Here is a 22,248-nt window from a genome sequence, read left to right as displayed (position 1 = left end):
TCGGCCAGGGCTTTTCCTGAGTCGCAGTTAACTTTGTCCAAGGAGATACACCATGTCTAATCGCCAAACTGGTACCGTTAAGTGGTTCAACGATGAAAAAGGCTTCGGCTTCATCACTCCACAATCCGGTGACGACCTGTTCGTTCACTTCAAAGCTATCCAATCCGACGGCTTCAAAAGCCTGAAAGAAGGCCAACAGGTTTCTTTCATCGCTACCCGCGGTCAGAAAGGCATGCAAGCTGAAGAAGTTCAAGTTATCTAACTTGTACTGACTTAGTCGAAAAAACCCCGCCCTCAAAAGCGGGGTTTTTTTATGCTTGCAATTTGGTGCTGTGATGCCACGCACAAAGCAATGTGGGAGCGGGCTTGCTCGCGAAAGCGGTGGATCAGTCAGCACATCTGCCTACTGATACTGCGCATCCGCGAGCAAGCCCGCTCCCACATTTCGTCCTGCGTCGCCTATTGGAACAACGACTCACTCGACAAGCCATTCTTCTCCAGGATCTCACGCAAGCGCTTGAGCCCTTCTACCTGGATCTGCCGCACCCGCTCACGGGTCAGGCCGATCTCCAGGCCTACATCCTCCAGGGTGCTGCTCTCGTGGCCACGCAGGCCGAAGCGGCGGATCACCACCTCACGCTGCTTGTCTGTAAGCTCCGACAACCACTGGTCAATGCTTTGGGACAGATCATCGTCCTGCAACAGCTCGCAAGGATCTGTAGGACGATCATCCGTCAGGGTGTCCAGCAGGGTTTTATCCGAATCCGGACCCAACGAGACGTCGACCGAAGACACCCGCTCGTTGAGGCCCAGCATGCGCTTGACCTCCCCTACCGGTTTTTCCAGCAGGTTGGCGATTTCTTCGGGCGAGGGTTCATGATCGAGTTTTTGTGTCAGCTCACGCGCCGCCCGCAGGTAGACGTTGAGCTCCTTGACCACATGGATTGGCAGCCGGATCGTGCGGGTCTGATTCATGATCGCCCGTTCGATGGTCTGGCGAATCCACCAGGTGGCATAGGTTGAGAAGCGGAAGCCCCGCTCAGGGTCGAACTTCTCCACCGCCCGGATCAAGCCCAGGTTGCCTTCCTCGATCAGGTCCAACAGCGACAGCCCACGATTGACGTAGCGTCGGGCGATTTTCACCACCAGTCGCAGGTTGCTTTCAATCATGCGCTTGCGCCCAGCCGGATCGCCCTTTTGCGACAAGCGCGCAAAATGGACTTCTTCTTCGGGGGTCAGCAGGGGGGAAAAGCCGATTTCATTGAGGTACAGCTGGGTCGCGTCGAGCGCCCGGGTGTAGTCAATGTATTTGTGTTGCTTTAACGCGGTGGAGTTCTTGGATTTGGTACGAACTGAAGGTACAGCAGGTCCCTCATTCGACATCGATTCCGTAGCGATACCGGTCTCCATAAGGAGAACCTCATCGTCGATGTCAAACTCCGGCGCTTCTTTACTGAGAGCCATTGTTATAGTCCTTTGGTGAGTTCGACCTCAAGCTCAAGCGACGCCTTTATCCTTGGCAACGCTGGAGCCTGTTCCTTCTACGTGAGGGAACAGGCTGTGCAACACATCAACGACGGGGTAGGAATTGCAGCGGATCTACGGGCTTCCCCTGACGGCGAATCTCAAAGTGCAGTTTCACCCGGTCTGTACCAGTTGACCCCATTTCGGCAATTGTCTGTCCGACTTTGACCTGCTGCCCCTCCCGAACCAACAGCCTGCGGTTGTGACCGTAGGCACTGACGTAGGTATCGCTGTGTTTGATGATGACCAGCTCGCCGTAGCCCCGTAAACCACTCCCGGCGTACACCACTGTCCCATCAGACGCAGCTAAAACAGGCTGTCCCAAATCTCCGGCGATATCAATGCCTTTATTCAAACTACCGTTTGAAGAGAATTTTCCAATCAATACCCCGTTTGAAGGCCACCCCCAACCGGTCGGTGCAGGCCCTGCCGGCGGCAGCGGCGCGGGTGCCGGCTTGCTCGCAACCGTAGGCGCGGCGGTGCCTGCAGGCCGGGTGATGATGGTGGTCTTGCTCGAAGACGACGGCGAAGATCCGCTGTTTGTCACCACTGCCGTAGGCGTTGAACCGGTGCGCCCATCGAAGCGAATGGTCTGACCCGGATGTATCGTATACGGCACAGGAATATTGTTGCGAGCTGCAAGTGCCTTGTAGTCCCAGCCATAGCGGAAGGCAATCGAGAACAGTGTGTCGCCTTTGCGAACCACGTACTGGCCAGTGGTGACCGTCGGCTTTTGCGGCACTGCGCTATTACGGTCAACCACCCGCGCGCCGCTGCTTGGCGAGCTGGAGCACGCCGCCAACAGGGAACTCAAGACAAGGCCAAGCACCAGTCGCTGAAAGCTTGTTTTACTCATACGCTGCGCAAGACCTGTGAGACTCACCCGCCGCTCCCTTTGTGGTGGCTGAACATGAACGCCTGTATCAGGCTTGAAATATGACGCAAGTATAACTGGGCATTGGCTTTTTACCGGCACACGACTGAAACGAAAAATTCATCCTGTTGAATGCCGCCGCTCATCTTGTTGAATCGATGAACCCCGCCGTAAGACACATCCTCATCAGCAGAATTCACTGCCCATGAACAAATGATCAGGCCAGCGGGCCGTTCAGCAACGGTACGAATCGCACGGCCCCCAGCACATGCCGGGAAAAGCCGTCGTCCTCACGGATAATGAGCATCAATTGTTGCACTTCGCCGGAACCCACCGGGATCACCAGGCGGCCGCCCGGCGCGAGTTGGTCGAGCAACGCTTGCGGCACATCCGTGGCCACGGCGGTGACGATGATGCCGTTATATGGCGCCAGCGCCGGCCAGCCTTCCCAGCCATCACCCCAGCGGAACACCACGTTGCGCAGGTTCAGCTCCACCAGGCGTTCCTTGGCGCGGTCCTGCAGCACCTTGATGCGCTCCACCGAGAACACCCGCTCCACCAGTTGCGCCAGTACCGCGGTCTGGTAGCCGGAGCCGGTGCCGATTTCCAGCACCTTGTCCAACGGCCCGGCCGCCAGCAGCAGCTCGCTCATGCGAGCCACCATATAAGGTTGGGAGATAGTCTGGTTATGACCGATCGGCAATGCCGTGTCTTCATAGGCACGGTGGGCCAGGGCCTCGTCGACAAACAGATGCCGAGGCGTGCGCCGGATCACTTCCAGCACCTGGGCGTTGGACAAGCCTTCCTCGTACAGGCGCTGGATCAAACGCTCGCGGGTGCGCTGGGACGTCATCCCGATGCCACGGCGCAGCAGGTCGTCTTGTTCACGAGCCATCAGCGCAGGCCCTCCAGCCATCCATCGAGACCACTGAAGGCATCACTGAAGGTGCGATCAAGTTGCAACGGGGTAATCGAAACATAACCTTGCATCACCGCATGAAAGTCCGTGCCTGGGCCGCCATCTTCAGCGTCGCCCGCAGCGGCGATCCAGTAGCCTTCCTTGCCACGCGGGTCGACCACCTTCAATGGCGCTGCCGCACGGGCGCGATGGCCCAGGCGTGTCAGCTGGATGCCGCGAATATGGTCGAGGGGCAAGTTGGGAATATTGACGTTGAGCACCGTGCGTGGCGGCAGGTCGAGGGAACCATGGGCCTCCACCAGCTTGCGCGCGAAATAGGCGGCAGTGGGCAGGTTGTCCAATTGGCGCGAGGCAAACGAAAAAGCGAACGCGGTACGCCCCAGGAAGCGCCCTTCAAGGGCCGCCGCCACGGTACCGGAATACAGCACGTCATCGCCCAGGTTCGCCCCGAGGTTGATGCCCGACACCACCAGGTCCGGTTCCTGGTCCAGCAGGCTGTTGATCGCCAGGTGCACGCAGTCGGTAGGGGTACCGTTGACGCTGATAAAGCCATTGGCCAGGACCTGCGGGTGCAGCGGACGGTCGAGCGTCAGCGAGCTGCTGGCGCCGCTTTTGTCCTGGTCGGGGGCGACCACCACACACTCGGCATAATCCTGCAGCGCAGCATAGAGCGCGGCAAGCCCGGGTGCGGTGGCACCGTCATCGTTTGATATCAGAATACGCATGGGTTGTCCGTCTGCCCCACCGGCACCAGATCAACAAGCTCGCGCACCAAGACAGTGGCGAAGCATCCGGCCGGCAGGACGAATTCCAATTGCAGAATGTCCAGCGAGGGATAATGCCACGTCAACCCGCCAATGGGCAGTCGCAGAATGCGACGTTCCTGGCTCATGCCGGCTTTCACCAGCCAATCGCGCAGGTCTGCTTCTTCGGCGGCAATCGCCTGTTCCAACGCGTGGGTGGCACCCGCCGCCGGTGAGTCGCCCTCGCCCCACTGTGGGCCGGTGGGGTGCAGGTCCAGAATCGCCAGGCGCGGGTCGCTGCATTCCGCCTCCCCCGCCGGAAAAAAGCTGCGACTGTCGGTGAAGGCCAGCAGGTCGCCGACCTGGGCCTTCTGCCACGAACCATCGGCCACACGGGCTGCCAGGACTTTGTTGAACAGGTAGCTGCGCGCGGTAGACAGCAAGCGCGAACGCACATTGCGCTGTTCCGGCAAGGCCTTGCGCGCCGCCCATTCGCGGGCGTCGGCGACGTTGCCGCCATTGTGGCCAAAGCGCTGCGCGCCGAAGTAGTTCGGAATGCCGTGTTGGGCAATCAGTTGCAACCGCGCGTCGATGGCGGCGGTGTCACCGTCCAATTGGGTCAGGCGCAAGGTGAAACCGTTGGCCGAATGCGCGCCCCGCTGCAGCTTGCGTTTATGCCGACCGGTCTTGAGGATCTTGAGGGTGTCGTTTTCGGCGCCGCTCATGTCCGGGTCGGCCTTGCCCGGCAGTTGCACGCTGAACCATTGGCGGGTCAACGCCTGGCGGTCCTTGAGCCCGGCGTAGCTGACGGTGCGCAACGGCACGCCAGCAGCCTTGGCAATCCGCCGCGCAGCTTCTTCGGTATTCAGACCGCGCTTTTCCACCCATAGCCAAAGGTGCTCGCCCTCGCCGCTCAGCGGGATGTCCAGCACCTCGTCCACCTGGAAATCTTCCGCCGTGGCCTTGAGGACCGCGCTGCCCAAGGCCTCGCCGTAGGCCCGTGGGCCCAGCAGTTGCAGGTCATTCATGCGCGCAGCAACAAGGCGACGGAGTGCACCGCGATGCCCTCTTCACGACCGGTAAACCCGAGCTTTTCGGTGGTGGTGGCTTTCACGTTGACTTGATCCAATTCAATTTGCAGGTCTGCGGCAATCAGCGCGCGCATCGATTCGATATGCGGGGCCATTTTCGGCGCCTGGGCCACGATCGTGTTGTCGACGTTGCCGACCTTCCAGCCCTTGGCGTGGATCAGGCCGACCACATGGCGCAGCAACACGCGGCTGTCCGCCCCCTTGAAGGTGGGGTCGGTGTCCGGAAAGTGCTTGCCGATATCGCCCAACGCCGCTGCGCCGAGCAAGGCATCGCTCAAGGCATGCAGGACAACGTCGCCGTCGGAATGAGCCAGCAACCCATGGTGGTGTGCAATGCGCACGCCGCCCAGGGTGATGAAATCGCCTTCAGCGAAACGGTGCACATCGTAGCCGTGGCCAATACGCATAAAAAAACGCCCCGATTTAATTCAGGGCGTGATTCTACCTACTTTTGCCTCACATTAACCGAGCAAAGCACGACCATGGTGTCGCAAATGGTCTTCGATGAAGCTGGCGATAAAGAAGTAGCTGTGGTCATAGCCGGGCTGCAGGCGCAGTTCCAGCGGATGGTTGGCGGCCTTGGCCGCTTGCTGCAAGGCTTCCGGCTTGAGTTGCACGGCGAGGAAGTCGTCGCGGTCGCCCTGGTCTACCAGCAGCGGCAGCTTCTGCGAGGCTTCGCTGATCAGCACGCAAGCATCCCATTCACGCCATTTCGAGCGCTCTTCGCCCAGGTAACGGGAGAAGGCTTTCTGGCCCCAGGGGCAATCCATCGGGTTGTTGATCGGCGAAAATGCCGACACCGACAGGTAACGCCCGGGGTTGCGCAAGGCACACACCAGCGCACCATGGCCGCCCATGGAGTGCCCGCTGATCCCGCGTTTATCCGATGCGGGGAAATGGGCCTCGACCAGTGCCGGCAATTCCTGCACCACGTAGTCATGCATCCGATAGTGCTTGGCCCAGGGTTGCTGGGTGGCATTCAGATAGAAACCTGCGCCCAGGCCAAAATCCCAGGAGTTATCCGGGTCGCCTGGTACACCGGGGCCACGGGGACTGGTGTCCGGCGCCACGATGATCAACCCCAGCTCGGCGGCCATGCGCTGGGCGCCGGCCTTCTGCATGAAGTTTTCGTCGGTGCAGGTCAGCCCGGACAGCCAGTACAGCACCGGCAACTTGCCGCCCTGCTCCGCTTGCGGCGGCAGGTAGACGGCGAAAGTCATGTCGCAATCGAGCACATCGGAATGATGCTTGTAGCGTTTATGCCAGCCACCAAAACTCTTCTGGCATGAGATGTTTTCCAGGGTCATGAGAATGCTCCCAGCTGCAAGCGGCAAGCAATCAGCTGCAGTAAGGCGTGCTCACTTTCAGCTTGTCGCTTGCAGCTTGCCGCTGCTTCAGAAATGGATGACGGTACGAATGCTCTTGCCTTCGTGCATCAGGTCAAACGCCTTGTTGATGTCTTCCAGGCCCATGGTGTGGGTGATGAAGGTATCCAGCGGGATTTCGCCGGTCTGGGCCATTTCCACATAGCTTGGCAATTCGCTGCGGCCGCGCACGCCACCGAAGGCCGAACCGCGCCAGACGCGCCCGGTCACCAGTTGGAAGGGGCGCGTGGCGATTTCCTGGCCAGCACCGGCAACGCCGATGATCACCGACTCGCCCCAGCCTTTGTGGCAGCACTCGAGGGCGGCGCGCATCAGTTGCACATTGCCGATGCACTCGAAGGAAAAGTCCACGCCGCCGTCAGTCAAATCGACAATCACGTCCTGGATCGGGCGATCGTAGTCTTTCGGGTTGATGCAGTCGGTGGCACCCAGTTGCTTGGCGATTTCGAACTTGGCCGGGTTGATATCGATGGCAATGATACGACCCGCCTTGGCCTTCACCGCGCCGATCACCGCCGACAGGCCGATCCCGCCGAGACCGAAGATGGCCACGGTGTCGCCCGGCTTGACCTTGGCGGTGTTGATCACTGCACCAATACCCGTGGTGACGCCACAGCCGAGCAGGCAGACTTTTTCCAATGGGGCTTCTTTAGGAATTTTTGCCACGGAAATTTCCGGCAGCACGGTGTACTCGGAGAATGTCGAGGTACCCATGTAGTGGAAAATCGGCTGGCCCTTGTAGGAAAAGCGCGTGGTGCCATCAGGCATCAAGCCTTTGCCCTGAGTGGAGCGAATGGCCTGGCACAGGTTGGTCTTGCCCGACAGGCAAAATTTGCACTTGCCGCATTCCGGGGTGTACAGCGGGATCACGTGATCGCCGACGGCCACCGAAGTCACGCCCTCGCCGATCGCTTCAACGACCGCACCGCCTTCATGGCCCAGAATCGACGGGAAGATACCTTCCGGGTCGGCGCCCGACAGGGTGTAGGCATCGGTATGGCACACACCGGACGCAACCACCCGCAACAGCACCTCGCCCGCCTTGGGCATGGCCACATCCACTTCAACGATCTCAAGGGGCTTCTTGGCTTCGAAGGCTACGGCGGCACGGGACTTGATCATCCGGGATTCTCCATCGGGTTAAAAACTGAGACGGTGAGTGTAAAACATGGCTCCCTGATTAATAATCCAGGCGAAAGCAAAACTTTATTGCTGTACAGGGATAATCGTCATGCTGGAAAACCGCTGGGAAGGCATCGATGAGTTCGTCGCCGTCGCCGAGTGCAGCCAATTCACTGCAGCAGCCGAGCGGCTGGGCGTGTCGTCGTCGCATATCAGCCGGCAAGTGGCACGCCTGGAAGAACGCCTGCAGACGCGTTTGCTCTATCGCAGCACGCGCAAAGTGACGCTGACTGAGGCCGGCCAGACTTTCCTGCAACATTGCCAACGCCTGCAGGATGGTCGCGAGGAAGCGCTGCGCGCCGTGGGCGACCTGACCAGCGAGCCCAAGGGCATGTTGCGCATGACCTGCGCCGTGGCCTACGGCGAGCGCTTTATCGTGCCGTTGGTGACGCGGTTCATGGCGCTGTATCCGCAGTTGCGGGTAGATATCGAATTGACCAATCGCCAGCTCGACCTGGTGCACGAGGGCCTGGACCTGGCGATTCGCCTGGGGCGCTTGCAGGATTCACGCATGGTCGCCAGCCGCCTCGCTCCCCGGCGCATGTACCTGTGCGCGTCACCGTCCTACCTCGCCCGGTATGGTCGACCACATAGTTTGTCGGAATTGAGCCGGCACAACTGCCTGATCGGCAGCTCGGATATCTGGCAACTCGCCCAGGACGGGCGCGAATTTTTCCAGCGGGTGCAGGGCAATTGGCGCTGCAACAGTGGGCAAGCGGTGTTGGACGCGGCCTTGCAAGGCGTCGGCTTGTGCCAGCTGCCGGACTATTACGTCCTGGAGCACTTGCACAGCGGCGCGCTGGTGTCACTGCTGGAGGCGCATCAGCCGCCGAATACAGCGGTGTGGGCGCTGTATCCGCAGCAACGGCACTTGTCGCCGAAGGTAAGGAAATTAGTGGATTTCTTGAAGGAAGGGTTGGCTGAGCGGCCGGAGTACAGCCGGTAATGCTGGGCTGTTGTTGCCGGCCTCTTCGCAGGCAAGCCAGCTCCCACATTGACCGCGTTTATCCTGCGGGAGCCGGCTTGCCTGCGACAACGGTGGGTCAGCCACCGAATGCATCACACCGCCTTCGCGAGCAAGGCAGCTGCCACAGGGGATTGGGGTGAGGCCTAGCCCCTGGGCATATGGAGATTGAATGTAGGAGCCGGTAATGCTGGGCTGTTGGTGCCGGCCTCTTCGCAGGCAAGCCAGCTCCCACATATCGCCGACTAGCGTCGATTCGCCCACCGCAAGCGCAACCACTCCAGATCTTCAGGCCGGGTCACTTTGATATTGTCCGAGCGCCCTTCGATCAGCCGGGGGGCCTGACCGGCCCACTCCATGGCCGACGCTTCGTCGGTGATCACCGCATCCGCCACCAGGCTGTCAGCCAACGCACGGTGCAAAGCCCCGAGGCGGAACATCTGCGGGGTGTACGCTTGCCAGATCAGGCTGCGATCCACGGTTTCCTGCACCCGGCCGTGCTTGTCGACACGCTTGAGGGTGTCGCGGGCCGGCACGGCGAGCAGGCCACCCACCGGGTCGTCCGCCAGTTCCGCCAGGAGCTTGTCGAGATCATCGCGGCTCAGGTTGGGTCGCGCCGCATCGTGCACCAATACCCAATCGTCGTCGCCGGCGCCCAGCGCATTCAGATGCAGCAGTGCATTGAGCACCGACCCCGAGCGCTCCGAACCGCCGTCCGCACGCTGGATGCGCGGGTCAGTGGCACACGCCAGGCTGGGCCAATAGGGATCATCAACAGCAAGACTGACCACCAGGCCCTTGAGCGTAGGGTGGTCAAGGAAACAGCCGAGGCTGTGTTCGAGAATAGTGCGCCCGCCCAGTTGCAGATATTGCTTGGGACGGTCCGCAGCCATACGGGCACCGACGCCCGCGGCAGGTATCACGGCCCAGAAGGCCGGCAAACGGTGACTCATTGGGCCAACTGGTAGAGGGTTTCACCCTCCTTGACCATGCCCAGCTCATGACGCGCGCGCTCTTCCACGGTCTCGGTGCCTTTTTTCAGCTCAAGCACTTCGGCATCGAGGACGCGGTTACGCTCCAGCAGACGCTCGTTCTCGGCATGCTGGTCGGCAATTTGCTGCGTCAGGTCTTTTACCTGCGCAAAGCTGCCATTACCCACCCATAGGCGGTACTGCAGGCCAGCCAGCAACAAGAGCAAGACGAGGAACAACCAATTGGGACTGCGCATCGAATATCGGGTATCCAGTGAAAAAAGACCGCCATGCAAAACTTTTGCAGCAACTGATAGCACGAAGCCTGGAAGAACCAGGCTTGTGCTAGATAGTCATCAGATTAGCGTCGAAATGCACACTGTCGTGATTTTTCCGACGCAATCCGCGGACTTTTTACCATTTAACAATCAGCCGCGAAACTCGCTGCGACCGTTGTATTTGGCTTTGCCGCCCAGTTGCTCTTCGATACGCAGCAATTGGTTGTACTTGGAAACGCGGTCGGAACGGCACAGGGAACCGGTCTTGATCTGGCCCGCCGAGGTGCCCACGGCCAGGTCGGCAATGGTCGAGTCTTCGGTTTCGCCGGAGCGGTGGGAGATCACGGCGGTGTAGCCCGCAGCCTTGGCCATCTGGATGGCTTCCAGGGTTTCGGTCAGGGTGCCGATCTGGTTGAACTTGATCAGGATCGAGTTGGCGATCTTTTTGTCGATGCCTTCTTTCAGGATCTTGGTGTTGGTCACGAACAGGTCGTCGCCCACCAGTTGGATTTTCTCGCCGATCTTGTCGGTGAGGACTTTCCAGCCAGCCCAGTCGGACTCATCCAGGCCGTCTTCGATCGAGATGATCGGGTAGCGCTCGGTCAGGCCCTTGAGGTAGTCGGCAAAACCTTCGGAGGTGAACACGTGGCCTTCGCCGGACAGGTTGTACTTACCGTCCTCGTAGAACTCGCTGGCCGCGCAGTCCAGGGCCAGGGTCACGTCGGTGCCCAATGTGTAGCCAGCGTTGGCCACCGCTTCGGAGATCACTTTCAGTGCATCTTCGTTGGACGCCAGGTTCGGCGCGAAACCACCTTCGTCACCCACAGCAGTGCTGAGGCCACGGGCCTTCAGTACAGCCTTCAGGTGATGGAAAATCTCGGTGCCCATGCGCAGGCCTTCGGAGAACGACTTGGCGCCCACCGGCTGCACCATGAATTCCTGGATGTCGACGTTGTTATCGGCGTGTTCGCCGCCGTTGATGATGTTCATCATCGGGACCGGCATCGAGTAGACACCCGGCGTGCCGTTCAGGTTGGCGATGTGGGCGTACAGCGGCAGGTCCTGGTCCTGGGCCGCGGCCTTGGCAGCTGCCAGGGACACCGCGAGGATGGCGTTGGCGCCCAGGCTACCTTTGTTTTCAGTGCCGTCGAGCTTGATCATCGCGTGGTCCAGGGCTTTCTGGTCCAGCGGGTCCTTGCCCAGCAACAGGTCACGGATCGGGCCGTTGATGTTGGCTACGGCCTTGAGTACACCCTTGCCCAGGTAACGGCTCTTGTCGCCATCACGCAGTTCCAGCGCTTCGCGCGAACCGGTGGAAGCACCGGACGGCGCGCAGGCGCTGCCGATGATGCCGTTATCGAGAAGCACGTCGGCTTCGACGGTGGGGTTGCCACGGGAGTCGAGAACTTCACGACCTTTGATGTCGACGATTTTTGCCATTGTTGTAAACACTCCAAAGTTGACGAAAACGCTCTATACCGCTCGATTTAACTTGTGGTGCACATTGCAGGAGCCGGCTTGCCGGCGATGCGGTCCGTTGCATCGCCGCAAGGCTCGAGGGCGCCATCGCCGGCAAGCCGGCTCCTGCACAGGGATCGTGATCTTACGCGGTTTCGACGACAGGAAAACTCTTGACCAGTTCGTCCATCTGCTTGAGCTGGGACAGGAACGGCTCCAGCTTGTCCAGGCGCAGGGCGCAGGGGCCGTCGCACTTGGCGTTGTCCGGGTCCGGGTGGGCTTCCAGGAACAGGCCCGCCAGGGACTGGCTGATGCCCGCCTTGGCCAGGTCCAATACCTGGGCACGACGCCCGCCAGCGGAATCGGCGCGGCCACCCGGCATCTGCAGCGCGTGGGTCACGTCGAAGAACACCGGGTATTCGAACTGTTTCATGATGCCGAAACCGAGCATGTCCACCACGAGGTTGTTGTAGCCGAAGCTCGAACCACGCTCGCAGAGGATCAACTGGTCGTTACCCGCTTCCACGCACTTGTTCAGGATGTGTTTCATCTCCTGGGGTGCGAGGAACTGGGCTTTCTTGATATTGATCACCGCGCCGGTCTTGGCCATGGCGACCACGAGGTCGGTCTGGCGCGACAGGAAGGCCGGCAACTGGATGATGTCGCACACCTCGGCGACCACAGCAGCCTGCTCAGGCTCGTGGACGTCGGTGATGATCGGCACGCCGAAGGCTTGCTTGATGTCCTGGAAGATCCGCATGCCTTCTTCAAGGCCCGGGCCGCGATAGGAGGTCACGGACGAACGGTTGGCCTTGTCGAAGCTGGCCTTGAACACATACGGGATCCCCAGTTTCTGGGTAACGCGTACGTACTCTTCACAGACCTGCATCGCCATGTCGCGGCTTTCCAGCACGTTCATGCCGCCGAACAGCACCATGGGCTTGTCGTTGGCAATCTCGATATCGCCTACGCGAATGATCTTCTGGGCCATCAGGGTTACGCCTTCTTCTGATGTTGCGTCAGTGCTGCTTTGACGAAACCGCTGAACAACGGGTGACCGTCGCGCGGCGTCGAGGTGAACTCAGGGTGGAACTGGCAAGCCACGAACCACGGATGATCCGGTGCCTCGACCACTTCAACCAGCGCGCCATCACCGGAGCGACCGGAGATCTTCAGGCCGGCTTCTTTGATTTGCGGCAGCAGGTTGTTGTTCACTTCGTAGCGGTGACGGTGACGCTCGACGATCACGTCCTTGCCGTAGCAATCGTGGACCAGCGAGCCCGGCTCCAGCAGGCAGTCTTGCGCGCCAAGGCGCATGGTGCCGCCCAGGTCGGAGGCTTCGGTGCGGGTCTCGACGGCACCGGTGGCATCTTCCCACTCGGTGATCAGGCCCACGACCGGGTGGCCGCTCTTGCTGTCGAACTCGGTGGAGTTGGCGTCTTTCCAGCCCAGCACGTTACGGGCGAACTCGATGACGGCCACTTGCATGCCCAGGCAGATACCCAGGTACGGCACTTTGTTCTCACGGGCGTACTGCACGGCGGTGATCTTGCCTTCCACGCCACGCAGGCCGAAACCGCCCGGTACGAGGATCGCGTCAACCCCTTCGAGCAGCGCGGTACCCTGGTTCTCGATGTCTTCGGAATCGATGTAGCGCAGGTTGACCTTGGTCCGGTTGCTGATACCGGCGTGGCTCATCGCTTCGATCAGCGACTTGTACGCGTCCAGCAGTTCCATGTACTTGCCGACCATGGCGATGGTGACTTCATGCTCAGGGTTGAGCTTGGCGTCGACCACGGCTTCCCATTCGGACAGGTCGGCACCGCCGCACTGCAGGCCGAAACGCTCGACCACAAAATCATCCAGGCCTTGCGAGTGCAGGATGCCCGGGATCTTGTAGATAGTGTCGGCGTCTTCCAGGGCAATCACCGCACGCTCTTCAACGTTGGTGAACTGCGCGATCTTGCGACGCGAGGAGATGTCGATCGGGTGATCGGAGCGGCACACCAGCACGTCCGGCTGCAGGCCGATGGAACGCAGTTCCTTGACCGAGTGCTGGGTGGGCTTGGTTTTGGTTTCGCCGGCGGTGGCGATGTACGGCACCAGCGTCAGGTGCATCAGCATCGCGCGCTTGGCGCCGACTTCGAAACGCAACTGGCGGATGGCTTCGAGGAACGGTTGGGACTCGATGTCACCCACGGTGCCACCGATCTCGACCATCGCCACGTCCGCGTCGCCTGCACCCTTGATGATGCGGCGCTTGATTTCGTCGGTGATGTGCGGGATCACCTGAATGGTTGCACCCAGGTAGTCACCACGGCGCTCCTTGCGCAGCACGTGCTCGTAGACACGGCCGGTGGTGAAGTTGTTGTTCTGGGTCATGGTCGTGCGGATGAACCGCTCGTAGTGGCCCAGGTCCAGGTCAGTCTCGGCGCCGTCGTGGGTGACGAACACTTCACCGTGCTGGAACGGGCTCATGGTGCCCGGGTCGACGTTGATGTACGGGTCCAGCTTGAGCATGGTGACCTTAAGTCCCCGCGCCTCCAGGATGGCCGCCAATGAAGCGGAGGCAATGCCTTTCCCCAATGAAGAAACAACACCGCCCGTGACGAATATGTAGCGCGTCATGAAAAACCCTAGAAGTCTGCGTTAAAGCGGTCCGAGCCGCCGGGGAAAGCGAAGGAAGGCCGAAGCCCCCGATCACCTGCATTAATCACAGTGCACCTTTCAAAAAAACCGCCGCGTTGTGACAGACCAGCAATGAAACACCGGTACGTTGATCGCTACACATTTTTTGGAATCGCCCAGCAAAGACTGCTTGGTAATCGGCAACTGCTGCGATTCAGGCGAATCCACAGAAGTTGTATCAAGAAGGGAGCGTAGTCTACCGGAAAGGCTCTATCAGCTCAAACCTTGATCGCAGGTCTGTGGCACCCAATGCAATTGCCAGCGTTCGCGCGTTGCTGGCCAGAGTCCCGCAAGGCTGGGCACACCCAGCAATTGCTCGCCCTGATAGAGCAGCGGCAATCTGCCACGGACGAAACCCGGCAGCCCACTTTCATTAAGCAGGCGCTTCAAGTCACGCCGGCCTCGACCTGGCACTTCGACGATTTCACCGCCCTGGCGATAACGGACAACCAAAGGGCCTGCAGGCGCATTGCCGGTCACACTCAGCCGACCATTGCCGGGTAACTCTAGTGGGTATTGCGGATCAGGCCAGCTCACCGATGCGTCGGAAAACTCCGACCAAACGGCAGGCAGCCACCAGAGGCGCCCACGGCAACGGTGCAGCTCACCGTCAGCCAGGCACCACACAGGCTGTGCGTCGTCCTTGGCATCCCGCAGGGAAAGCCAGCTGGCCCAATGGTCGCTGTCGGGCAAGCGCGTAAGCGGAGTCAGCCAATGCCGCAGGGCGTTGCGCTGACGAGCGTCGGACAGTTCACACAGCGGCGCAAGCGCCAGCGACGGTAATGGCAGCCAGGCAAAGGGGGACGGCTGATCGGCGGCGTGCAGATCCATGTGTGCCAGCTCATCGAGCAGGCCCTGGGCTTCACTCAGGTGCTCGGCCGTGCGCGCAAGGCTGGCTACCGCTTGAGGCCAGCGCTGCGCAAGCACCGGCAATACACGATGACGAATGTAGTTGCGAGAGAAGCGTGGATCGGCGTTGGACGGGTCTTCGATCCACCTGAGCTGATGCACGCGGGCGTAGGCTTCCAGCTCTTCACGCGAGACATGCAGCAATGGCCGCACCAGATAGCCACCTGCCAATGGCCGCTGTACCGGCATTGCCGCCAACCCGCGCACCCCGGCGCCACGCAACAAGCGAAACAGCAGGGTTTCAGCCTGATCGTCACGATGCTGGCCGGTGAGCATCACCTGCCCTGCCCCCGTCACCTCGGTAAACGCCTGGTAACGCGCGTCTCGGGCGGCGCGCTCCAGGCTGGCACCGGGTTGCACCTGCACGCGCATCACACGCAGGGGCACGCCCAGGCTGTCGCATACCGACTGGCAGTGAACAGGCCACGCGTCGGCGGCAGCTTGCAGGCCATGGTGGACATGGATCGCGCTCAGTGGCGGGAGGTGGTCAGTGTTGGCCAACGTGGCCAGGAGGTGCAGCAGGACAGTGGAATCAAGGCCACCCGAGAATGCGACGTGCCAGGCCGGGGCATTGCGCCACGGGGCAAGGGCTTGCAGGAGTTGGGCGGGTAGAGTTGGTTTCATCACACATTACCGCCGCCAATCTGGAATACGTCCGCCAAGCATACACAAAGCAAATGTGGGAGCGGGCTTGCGTGGGAACCGGGCTTGCCCGCGATGCAGGCAACTCGGGTCATCAGTGACACCGAGTTGATGCTATCGCAGGCAAGCCAGCTCCCACACAAGCCAGCCCCCACATTGAGTACCGTGTCGTGCTTAGAGGCCGTAGCTCATCAAGCGCTCGTAGCGACGGGCCAGCAGCGCTTCGTTATCCAGCTTCTTGAGCATCGCCAGTTGCGAGCCCAGTTCGGCACGGATGGTCGCGGCAGCCGCGGCCGGGTCACGGTGGGCACCGCCCAAAGGCTCGGCGATGACTTTGTCCACGATACCCAGGCCTTTGAGGCGATCGGCGGTGATGCCCATGGCTTCAGCAGCGTCCGGCGCCTTTTCGGCGGTTTTCCACAGGATCGAGGCGCAACCTTCCGGCGAGATCACCGCGTAGGTCGAGTATTGCAGCATGTTCAGCTGATCGCAGACGCCAATGGCCAGTGCACCGCCGGAACCACCTTCACCGATCACGGTGGCGATGATCGGGGTTTTCAGACGGGACATCACTCGCAGGTTCCAGGCGATCGCTTCGCTCTGGTTGCGCTCTTCAGCGTCGATACCTGGGTATGCACCCGGAGTGTCGATGAAGGTCAGGATCGGCATCTTGAAACGTTCGGCCATTTCCATCAGGCGGCACGCCTTGCGGTAGCCTTCCGGACGCGGCATGCCGAAGTTGCGACGGACTTTCTCGCGCACTTCACGGCCTTTCTGGTGACCGATCACCATCACTGGCTGGTCGTCCAGGCGGGCAATACCGCCAACGATGGCCGCGTCGTCGGAGAAGTGGCGGTCGCCGTGCAGCTCGTCGAACTCGGTGAAGATGTGCTGGATGTAGTCCAGGGTGTATGGACGGCGCGGGTGGCGAGCCAGGCGCGCGATCTGCCAGCTGGTCAGCTTGCCGAAGATGTCTTCGGTGAGCGTGCTGCTCTTGTCTTGCAGGCGAGCGATCTCATCGCCGATGTTCAGCGAATTGTCATTGCCGACCAGGCGCAGTTCTTCAATCTTGGCTTGCAGGTCAGCGATCGGCTGTTCGAAATCAAGAAAATTCGGGTTCATAAGCGTCCGTCTTGGGTCGACGGCCAGGGAGTGCCTGGCCAGCCGGTTGTCTATTCGCGCCCTACCTTAAGGGAGAGGCGCGTTTAGGTCGAGATTAAATGTTTAGTCGTGATCAGACATATCTGACCGTCAACGGTATTGGAGGAAGACGTTGTCTCGCCCGAACTGGTCACGCAATGCTTGAATCAAGCCATCAGCGGGATCAATTCGCCAGGTCTCACCAAACTGCAGCATCGCCTTGGCGTCATTGCCGGTGTACTCCATGGTCACCGGGCACGCACCACGGTGGCGCTTGAGCAGGTCGCCCAACCAGCGTAGCTGATCGCCCTTGAGTGCCTCGGTTTTCACCTTCAGGCGCAGGCTTTCGGCCAGATTGGTACGTGCATCCTCCATGCTCATCACCCGCTTGATCCGCAGGCGCAGGCCGCCGGAGAAGTCGTCGTTGCTGACCTCCCCTTCCACGACCACCATGGCATCGGTCTGCAGCAGCGACTGCGCGGAATGGAAGGCGTCGGCAAACAGCGACGCCTCGATCCGGCCCGAGCGGTCGTCGAGGGTGATAAAGCCCATCTTGTCGCCCTTTTTGTTTTTCATCACGCGCAGGGCGATGATCATGCCGGCGACGGTCTGGGTATCCCGCGCCGGCTTCAGGTCGATGATGCGCTGGCGGGCGAAACGGCGAATCTCGCCCTCGTACTCGTCAATCGGGTGACCGGTGAGGTACAGGCCCAAGGTGTCTTTCTCACCCTTGAGGCGCTCCTTGAGGGTCAACTCCTTGGCCTTGCGATGGTTGCCGTACACATCCGCGTCTTCCTCGACGAACAGCCCGCCAAACAGGTCGGCGTGACCGCTGTCGTGGGTGCGAGCAGTCTGTTCGGCGGCCTTGATCGCTTCTTCCATGGCGGTGAGCAGCACGGCGCGGTTGCGGTCGATGTTCGCCTGGTAGGCCTTCGGCTCGTCATGGAAGTACGGGCCGAGGCGGTCCAGCGCACCGCTGCGGATCAAGCCGTCGAGGGTGCGCTTGTTGATGCGCTTGAGGTCCACCCGTGCGCAGAAGTCGAACAGGTCCTTGAACGGGCCGTCCTGGCGGGCTTCGGTGATGGCTTCTACCGGGCCTTCGCCGACGCCCTTGATCGCGCCGAGACCATAGATGATGCGGCCTTCGTCGTTCACCGTGAACTTGAATTCCGAGGCGTTCACGTCCGGCGCGTCGAGGCGCAGCTTCATGGTGCGCACTTCCTCGATCAAGGTCACGACCTTGTCGGTGTTGTGCATATCCGCCGAGAGTACCGCAGCCATGAACGGCGCCGGGTAGTGGGCTTTCAGCCAGGCGGTCTGGTACGAGACCAGGCCGTACGCGGCGGAGTGGGATTTGTTGAAACCGTAACCGGCGAATTTTTCCACCAGGTCGAAGATGTTACCGGCGAGGTCAGCGTCGATATTGTTGGTGGCGCAACCTTCAATGAAACCGCCGCGCTGCTTGGCCATTTCCTCGGGTTTTTTCTTACCCATGGCTCGACGCAGCATGTCCGCGCCACCGAGGGTGTAACCGGCCATGACCTGGGCAATCTGCATCACCTGTTCTTGATACAGGATGATGCCGTAGGTTGGTGCCAATACGGGCTTGAGGCCTTCGTACTGGTAGTCGGAGTGCGGGTACGCCAGCTCGGCACGCCCGTGCTTACGGTTGATGAAGTCATCCACCATGCCCGATTGCAACGGGCCCGGACGGAACAGGGCCACCAGTGCGATCAAGTCTTCCAGGCAGTCGGGCTTGAGCTTTTTGATCAGCTCTTTCATGCCGCGCGATTCAAGCTGGAACACCGCTGTGGTTTCAGCTTTTTGCAACAGCGTGTACGTCGGTTTGTCGTCCAGCGGGATAAAGGCGATATCCAGCGGTTCTTCACCGACCTTGGCGCGGTCGCGGTTGATGGTCTTGAGCGCCCAGTCGATGATCGTCAGGGTCCGCAGGCCGAGGAAGTCGAACTTCACCAGGCCGGCAGCCTCCACGTCGTCCTTGTCGAACTGGGTCACCAGGCCATCGCCTTCTTCGTCGCAATAGATCGGCGAAAAGTCGGTCAGCTTGGTCGGCGCGATAACCACACCACCGGCGTGTTTACCGACGTTACGCACGACACCTTCAAGCTTGCGCGCCATGTCCCAGATTTCGGCGGCTTCTTCATCGACCTTGATGAAGTCGCGCAGGATTTCTTCCTGCTCGTAAGCCTTCTCCAGGGTCATGCCGACTTCGAACGGAATCATTTTCGACAGGCGGTCTGCCAGGCCGTAGGACTTGCCCTGCACCCGCGCCACGTCGCGGATTACCGCCTTGGCCGCCATCGAACCGAAGGTAATGATCTGGCTCACGGCGTTGCGGCCGTACTTCTCGGCCACGTATTCGATCACGCGGTCGCGACCGTCCATGCAGAAGTCGACGTCGAAGTCGGGCATGGAGACCCGTTCCGGGTTGAGGAAGCGCTCGAACAGCAGGTCATATTCCAGCGGGTCGAGGTCGGTGATCTTCTGCACATAGGCCACCAGCGAGCCAGCACCTGACCCCCGGCCCGGACCGACCGGTACGCCGTTGTTCTTGGCCCACTGGATGAAGTCCATCACGATCAGGAAGTAACCGGGGAACCCCATCTGGATGATGATATCCAGCTCGAAATTCAGCCGATCAACGTAGACCTGGCGCTTGGCCTCATAGTCTTCGGTGGTGTCCTTAGGCAGCAGGACGCTGAGGCGCTCCTCCAGGCCGTCAAACGACACCTTGCGAAAGTATTCATCGATGGTCATGCCATCGGGAATCGGGAAGTTGGGCAGGAAGTGCTTGCCCAGCTTCACTTCGATATTGCAGCGCTTGGCGATTTCGACGGAGTTTTCCAGGGCCTCGGGCAGGTCACTGAACAGCTCGGCCATCTCGTCCGCGCTTTTGAGGTACTGCTCTTCGCTGTAGTTCTTGGAGCGGCGCGGGTCATCCAGGGCCCGGCCTTCGCCGATGCACACGCGGGTTTCGTGGGCCTCGAAATCTTCTTTCTTGATGAAGCGCACATCGTTGGTCGCCACCAGTGGCGCGCCCAGCTTGTCGGCGAGGGCCACGGCGGCGTGCAGATGCTCTTCATCGTTGGGGCGGTTGGTGCGCTGCACTTCCAGATAGAAGCGCCCCGGAAAGACCTGCATCCACTCACTCGCCAGCACTTCGGCTTCGTGCGGGTTGCCGCCCAACAGTGCGATGCCGATCTCGCCTTCTTTGGCGGCCGACAGCATGATCAGGCCTTCGCTGGCCTCGGCGACCCACTCGCGCTCGATGATGATCGAGCCGTTGCGCTGGCCATCGATAAAACCACGGGAAATCAATTCGGTGAGGTTGCGATAACCGACGCCGTTCATCGCCAACAGGCTGATGCGGCTCAGGGGGTTATCCGGGTCTTTGTTGGACAGCCACAGGTCGGCGCCGCAGATCGGCTTGATCCCGGCGCCCATGGCGTTCTTGTAGAACTTGACCAGGGAACACATGTTGTTCTGATCGGTCACCGCGACCGCAGGCATATTCATGCCCACCAGGGTTTTGACCAGCGGTTTGATCCGTACCAGGCCGTCGACCAGGGAGTATTCAGTGTGCAGGCGTAGATGAACGAATGAAGCCGGCATAGTGATCCTGTCTTGATACATGAAAACAACAAGGCCCGGATTGTACCGGGCCTTGGCAAAAACATCAGCCTCGCAACTAAACCTCGCTGAGGCTCTCGCGCAGCTCGTAGGCCTGGCGCACCGGGGCGAACGAGCGGCGGTGGATCGGGGTAGGACCCAGGCGTGCCAGGGCTTCCAGATGAACGGGCGTCGGATAGCCCTTGTGCCCACCGATGCCGTAGCCGGGATAGATCAATTCAAACGCAGCCATTTCACGATCGCGACTGACTTTGGCCAGGATCGAAGCGGCGGCAATGGCTGGCACCTTGCTATCGCCCTTGACCACCGCCTCGGACGGCATGGCCAGCTTTGGGCAACGGTTGCCGTCGATCATCGCCATTTTCGGCGTGATGTGCAGGCCTTCCACCGCACGCTGCATGGCCAGCATGGTGGCGTGGAGGATATTCAATTCGTCGATTTCTTCGACTTCGGCCCGGGCGATATGCCAGCTCAGGGCTTTTTCACAGATCTCGTCGTAGAGCTTTTCACGGCGTGCTTCGGTGAGCTTCTTCGAGTCGTTGAGGCCCAGGATCGGGCGGTTCGGGTCGAGGATCACCGCCGCCGTCACCACCGCGCCGCACAGCGGGCCGCGTCCGACTTCGTCAACGCCGGCCACGAGTGCGTGGGCTTCGGCAACCAGGCTGAAATCCAGGCCCATTTGCGTGCTCATAAAGCTTCCTGTTTGTGGCCGATCAAGCTCAACACGGCGTCAGCCGCCTGGTTCGAGGCATCCCGGCGCAGGGTGCGGTGGATGTCGTCGAAACCACGGGTCTGTTCTTCGCCGCCGTCGATCAAGGGTAGTAGAGTTTGCGCGAGGGCCTCGGGCGTCGCATCGTCCTGCAACAACTCCGGCACCAGCAGGCGCTGGGCCAGCAGGTTGGGCAAGGAGATGTAAGGGCTCTTGACCATGCGCTTGAGAATCCAGAACGTCAGCGGCGCCAGGCGGTAGGCCACAACCATCGGGCGCTTGTACAGCAAGGCTTCCAGGGTCGCGGTGCCCGAGGCGATCAATACCGCGTCGCAGGCCGCGAGAGCCAGGTGCGACTGACCGTCGAGCAAGGTCAATGGCAGGTTGCGGCCTTCCAGCAAGGTTTCGATCTGCGCGCGACGCTGCGGGCTGGCGCACGGCAGCACGAAACGTACGCCCGGCTTCAAGGCCTGCAGGCGCTCGGCGGCATCAAAAAACACCGAGGCCAAACGGCCGACTTCGCCGCCACGGCTGCCCGGCATCAGCGCCACCAGCGGGCCGTCGGGCAGGCCCAGCTCGGCACGCGCAGCCGCGCGGTCAGCCTGCAAGGGAATGGTGTCCGCCAGGGTATGCCCGACAAACCTTACCGGCACCCCCTTCTCTTCGTAGAACCTGGCCTCGAACGGCAGCAGGGTCAACATCAGGTCACAGCCTTCACGGATTTTCAGCACACGCTTCTGCCGCCACGCCCAAACGGATGGGCTGACGTAGTGCACGGTCTTGATCCCGGCCTGGCGCAACTTGAGTTCGATGTTGAGGGTGAAATCCGGTGCGTCGATGCCGATGAAGACGTCAGGCTTTTCTTCGATCAGCGTCTGGATCAGCAGCTTGCGGCGGGCCAACAGCTCGCGCAGGCGACCCAGCACCTCAACCAGCCCCATGACCGACAGGCGCTCCATGGGGAAGTAGGACGTGAGCCCTTCAGCCTGCATCAGCGGGCCGCCGACGCCGATGAACTCCACCGCTGGATGCTGGGCCTTGAGCGCCCGCATCAGACCTGCGCCCAAAATGTCGCCGGAGGCTTCTCCGGCCACCAGCGCGATACGCAGAGTGGCCATGA

General features: G+C 60.8%; 20 protein-coding genes. 2 read left to right on the top strand and 18 right to left on the bottom strand.

Features of this window, described 5'->3' with window-relative positions; genetic code table 11:
• The first annotated feature begins 52 nt into the window (after positions 1–52).
• On the top strand, positions 53–262 hold the full coding sequence (locus tag JFU04_RS05905; RefSeq protein WP_002554837.1) for a cold-shock protein: 210 nt from the start codon (positions 53–55) through the stop codon (positions 260–262).
• 197 nt (positions 263–459) lie between these two features.
• Here the strand turns inward: JFU04_RS05905 and rpoS are convergent, their stop codons facing one another.
• From rpoS to JFU04_RS05865, 8 genes are all read right to left on the bottom strand, one after another.
• Positions 460–1,464, bottom strand: coding sequence for an RNA polymerase sigma factor RpoS (rpoS, locus tag JFU04_RS05900; RefSeq protein WP_025855149.1), 1,005 nt, complete (start codon positions 1,462–1,464; stop codon positions 460–462).
• 106 nt (positions 1,465–1,570) lie between these two features.
• A complete protein-coding gene (locus JFU04_RS05895; protein ID WP_065903043.1) occupies positions 1,571–2,407 on the bottom strand; it encodes a peptidoglycan DD-metalloendopeptidase family protein in 837 nt (278 codons plus the stop codon).
• A 208-nt stretch (positions 2,408–2,615) separates the two neighbouring features.
• Positions 2,616–3,251, bottom strand: a complete 636-nt coding sequence (locus JFU04_RS05890) for a protein-L-isoaspartate(D-aspartate) O-methyltransferase (protein WP_177343936.1) — start codon at positions 3,249–3,251, stop codon at positions 2,616–2,618.
• Between the two features lie 41 nt (positions 3,252–3,292).
• On the bottom strand, positions 3,293–4,042 hold the full coding sequence (gene surE / locus JFU04_RS05885; RefSeq protein WP_065903045.1) for a 5'/3'-nucleotidase SurE: 750 nt from the start codon (positions 4,040–4,042) through the stop codon (positions 3,293–3,295).
• Complete coding sequence (gene truD / locus JFU04_RS05880) at positions 4,030–5,088, bottom strand: tRNA pseudouridine(13) synthase TruD (protein ID WP_120447788.1); 1,059 nt, start codon at positions 5,086–5,088, stop codon at positions 4,030–4,032. Before truD ends, surE begins: the two co-directional genes overlap by 13 nt.
• Positions 5,085–5,558 (bottom strand): 2-C-methyl-D-erythritol 2,4-cyclodiphosphate synthase, encoded by a 474-nt coding sequence (gene ispF, locus JFU04_RS05875; protein WP_012722614.1) that lies wholly within the window; start codon positions 5,556–5,558, stop codon positions 5,085–5,087. Before ispF ends, truD begins: the two co-directional genes overlap by 4 nt.
• A gap of 54 nt (positions 5,559–5,612) precedes the next feature.
• Positions 5,613–6,458, bottom strand: a complete 846-nt coding sequence (gene fghA / locus JFU04_RS05870) for an S-formylglutathione hydrolase (RefSeq protein WP_207200636.1) — start codon at positions 6,456–6,458, stop codon at positions 5,613–5,615.
• A gap of 87 nt (positions 6,459–6,545) precedes the next feature.
• Entirely contained in the window at positions 6,546–7,658 is a 1,113-nt protein-coding gene (locus JFU04_RS05865) for an S-(hydroxymethyl)glutathione dehydrogenase/class III alcohol dehydrogenase (protein WP_010212435.1), read from the bottom strand.
• 109 nt (positions 7,659–7,767) lie between these two features.
• On the opposite strand from JFU04_RS05865, the gene JFU04_RS05860 reads away from it, so the two are divergent.
• The gene (locus tag JFU04_RS05860) at positions 7,768–8,664 is read left to right on the top strand and encodes a LysR substrate-binding domain-containing protein (protein ID WP_201143654.1); all 897 of its coding nucleotides are present in this window, start codon (positions 7,768–7,770) and stop codon (positions 8,662–8,664) included.
• Between the two features lie 263 nt (positions 8,665–8,927).
• Here JFU04_RS05860 and ispD read toward each other — a convergent pair whose 3' ends face one another.
• From ispD to lpxB, 10 genes are all read right to left on the bottom strand, one after another.
• Complete coding sequence (gene ispD / locus JFU04_RS05855) at positions 8,928–9,635, bottom strand: 2-C-methyl-D-erythritol 4-phosphate cytidylyltransferase (protein ID WP_201143653.1); 708 nt, start codon at positions 9,633–9,635, stop codon at positions 8,928–8,930.
• Positions 9,632–9,910, bottom strand: coding sequence for a cell division protein FtsB (gene ftsB / locus JFU04_RS05850; RefSeq protein ID WP_003172294.1), 279 nt, complete (start codon positions 9,908–9,910; stop codon positions 9,632–9,634). The genes ispD and ftsB overlap by 4 nt, the downstream gene beginning before the upstream one ends.
• A gap of 171 nt (positions 9,911–10,081) precedes the next feature.
• A complete protein-coding gene (eno, locus tag JFU04_RS05845; protein ID WP_065903054.1) occupies positions 10,082–11,371 on the bottom strand; it encodes a phosphopyruvate hydratase in 1,290 nt (429 codons plus the stop codon).
• Between the two features lie 163 nt (positions 11,372–11,534).
• The gene (gene kdsA / locus JFU04_RS05840; protein WP_201143652.1) at positions 11,535–12,380 is read right to left on the bottom strand and encodes a 3-deoxy-8-phosphooctulonate synthase; all 846 of its coding nucleotides are present in this window, start codon (positions 12,378–12,380) and stop codon (positions 11,535–11,537) included.
• Between the two features lie 5 nt (positions 12,381–12,385).
• Entirely contained in the window at positions 12,386–14,017 is a 1,632-nt protein-coding gene (locus tag JFU04_RS05835; RefSeq protein ID WP_065903062.1) for a CTP synthase, read from the bottom strand.
• Positions 14,018–14,290: 273 nt separating this feature from the next.
• Positions 14,291–15,610, bottom strand: a complete 1,320-nt coding sequence (gene tilS, locus JFU04_RS05830) for a tRNA lysidine(34) synthetase TilS (protein ID WP_120447784.1) — start codon at positions 15,608–15,610, stop codon at positions 14,291–14,293.
• A 192-nt stretch (positions 15,611–15,802) separates the two neighbouring features.
• A complete protein-coding gene (locus tag JFU04_RS05825; protein WP_003172288.1) occupies positions 15,803–16,750 on the bottom strand; it encodes an acetyl-CoA carboxylase carboxyltransferase subunit alpha in 948 nt (315 codons plus the stop codon).
• Between the two features lie 129 nt (positions 16,751–16,879).
• Positions 16,880–20,401 carry a DNA polymerase III subunit alpha gene (gene dnaE / locus JFU04_RS05820; protein WP_065903070.1) on the bottom strand — a complete coding sequence of 1,174 codons (3,522 nt, stop codon included), beginning with the start codon at positions 20,399–20,401 and terminating at the stop codon, positions 16,880–16,882.
• Positions 20,402–20,477: 76 nt separating this feature from the next.
• On the bottom strand, positions 20,478–21,110 hold the full coding sequence (rnhB, locus tag JFU04_RS05815; protein ID WP_065903072.1) for a ribonuclease HII: 633 nt from the start codon (positions 21,108–21,110) through the stop codon (positions 20,478–20,480).
• Positions 21,107–22,246, bottom strand: coding sequence for a lipid-A-disaccharide synthase (lpxB, locus tag JFU04_RS05810; RefSeq protein WP_065903073.1), 1,140 nt, complete (start codon positions 22,244–22,246; stop codon positions 21,107–21,109). Before lpxB ends, rnhB begins: the two co-directional genes overlap by 4 nt.
• Positions 22,247–22,248 lie beyond the last annotated feature (2 nt).

Source organism: Pseudomonas sp. TH21 (assembly GCF_016651025.1).
Taxonomy (GTDB): domain Bacteria; phylum Pseudomonadota; class Gammaproteobacteria; order Pseudomonadales; family Pseudomonadaceae; genus Aquipseudomonas; species Aquipseudomonas aylmerensis.
Note: the sequence above shows the minus strand (reverse complement) of the source record. Positions and strands in the feature narration are given on the sequence as shown.

Bases quoted from the DNA above. Each gene is read 5' to 3' on its own strand.
- JFU04_RS05905 (WP_002554837.1), top strand. From the start codon at position 53: ATGTCTAATCGCCAAACTGGTACCGTTAAGTGGTTCAACGATGAAAAA.
- rpoS (WP_025855149.1), bottom strand. From the start codon at position 1,464: ATGGCTCTCAGTAAAGAAGCGCCGGAGTTTGACATCGACGATGAGGTT.
- JFU04_RS05890 (WP_177343936.1), bottom strand. From the start codon at position 3,251: ATGACGTCCCAGCGCACCCGCGAGCGTTTGATCCAGCGCCTGTACGAG.
- surE (WP_065903045.1), bottom strand. From the start codon at position 4,042: ATGCGTATTCTGATATCAAACGATGACGGTGCCACCGCACCCGGGCTT.
- truD (WP_120447788.1), bottom strand. From the start codon at position 5,088: ATGAATGACCTGCAACTGCTGGGCCCACGGGCCTACGGCGAGGCCTTG.
- ispF (WP_012722614.1), bottom strand. From the start codon at position 5,558: ATGCGTATTGGCCACGGCTACGATGTGCACCGTTTCGCTGAAGGCGAT.
- fghA (WP_207200636.1), bottom strand. From the start codon at position 6,458: ATGACCCTGGAAAACATCTCATGCCAGAAGAGTTTTGGTGGCTGGCAT.
- JFU04_RS05865 (WP_010212435.1), bottom strand. From the start codon at position 7,658: ATGATCAAGTCCCGTGCCGCCGTAGCCTTCGAAGCCAAGAAGCCCCTT.
- JFU04_RS05860 (WP_201143654.1), top strand. From the start codon at position 7,768: ATGCTGGAAAACCGCTGGGAAGGCATCGATGAGTTCGTCGCCGTCGCC.
- ispD (WP_201143653.1), bottom strand. From the start codon at position 9,635: ATGAGTCACCGTTTGCCGGCCTTCTGGGCCGTGATACCTGCCGCGGGC.
- ftsB (WP_003172294.1), bottom strand. From the start codon at position 9,910: ATGCGCAGTCCCAATTGGTTGTTCCTCGTCTTGCTCTTGTTGCTGGCT.
- eno (WP_065903054.1), bottom strand. From the start codon at position 11,371: ATGGCAAAAATCGTCGACATCAAAGGTCGTGAAGTTCTCGACTCCCGT.
- kdsA (WP_201143652.1), bottom strand. From the start codon at position 12,380: ATGGCCCAGAAGATCATTCGCGTAGGCGATATCGAGATTGCCAACGAC.
- JFU04_RS05835 (WP_065903062.1), bottom strand. From the start codon at position 14,017: ATGACGCGCTACATATTCGTCACGGGCGGTGTTGTTTCTTCATTGGGG.
- tilS (WP_120447784.1), bottom strand. From the start codon at position 15,610: ATGAAACCAACTCTACCCGCCCAACTCCTGCAAGCCCTTGCCCCGTGG.
- JFU04_RS05825 (WP_003172288.1), bottom strand. From the start codon at position 16,750: ATGAACCCGAATTTTCTTGATTTCGAACAGCCGATCGCTGACCTGCAA.
- dnaE (WP_065903070.1), bottom strand. From the start codon at position 20,401: ATGCCGGCTTCATTCGTTCATCTACGCCTGCACACTGAATACTCCCTG.
- rnhB (WP_065903072.1), bottom strand. From the start codon at position 21,110: ATGAGCACGCAAATGGGCCTGGATTTCAGCCTGGTTGCCGAAGCCCAC.
- lpxB (WP_065903073.1), bottom strand. From the start codon at position 22,246: ATGGCCACTCTGCGTATCGCGCTGGTGGCCGGAGAAGCCTCCGGCGAC.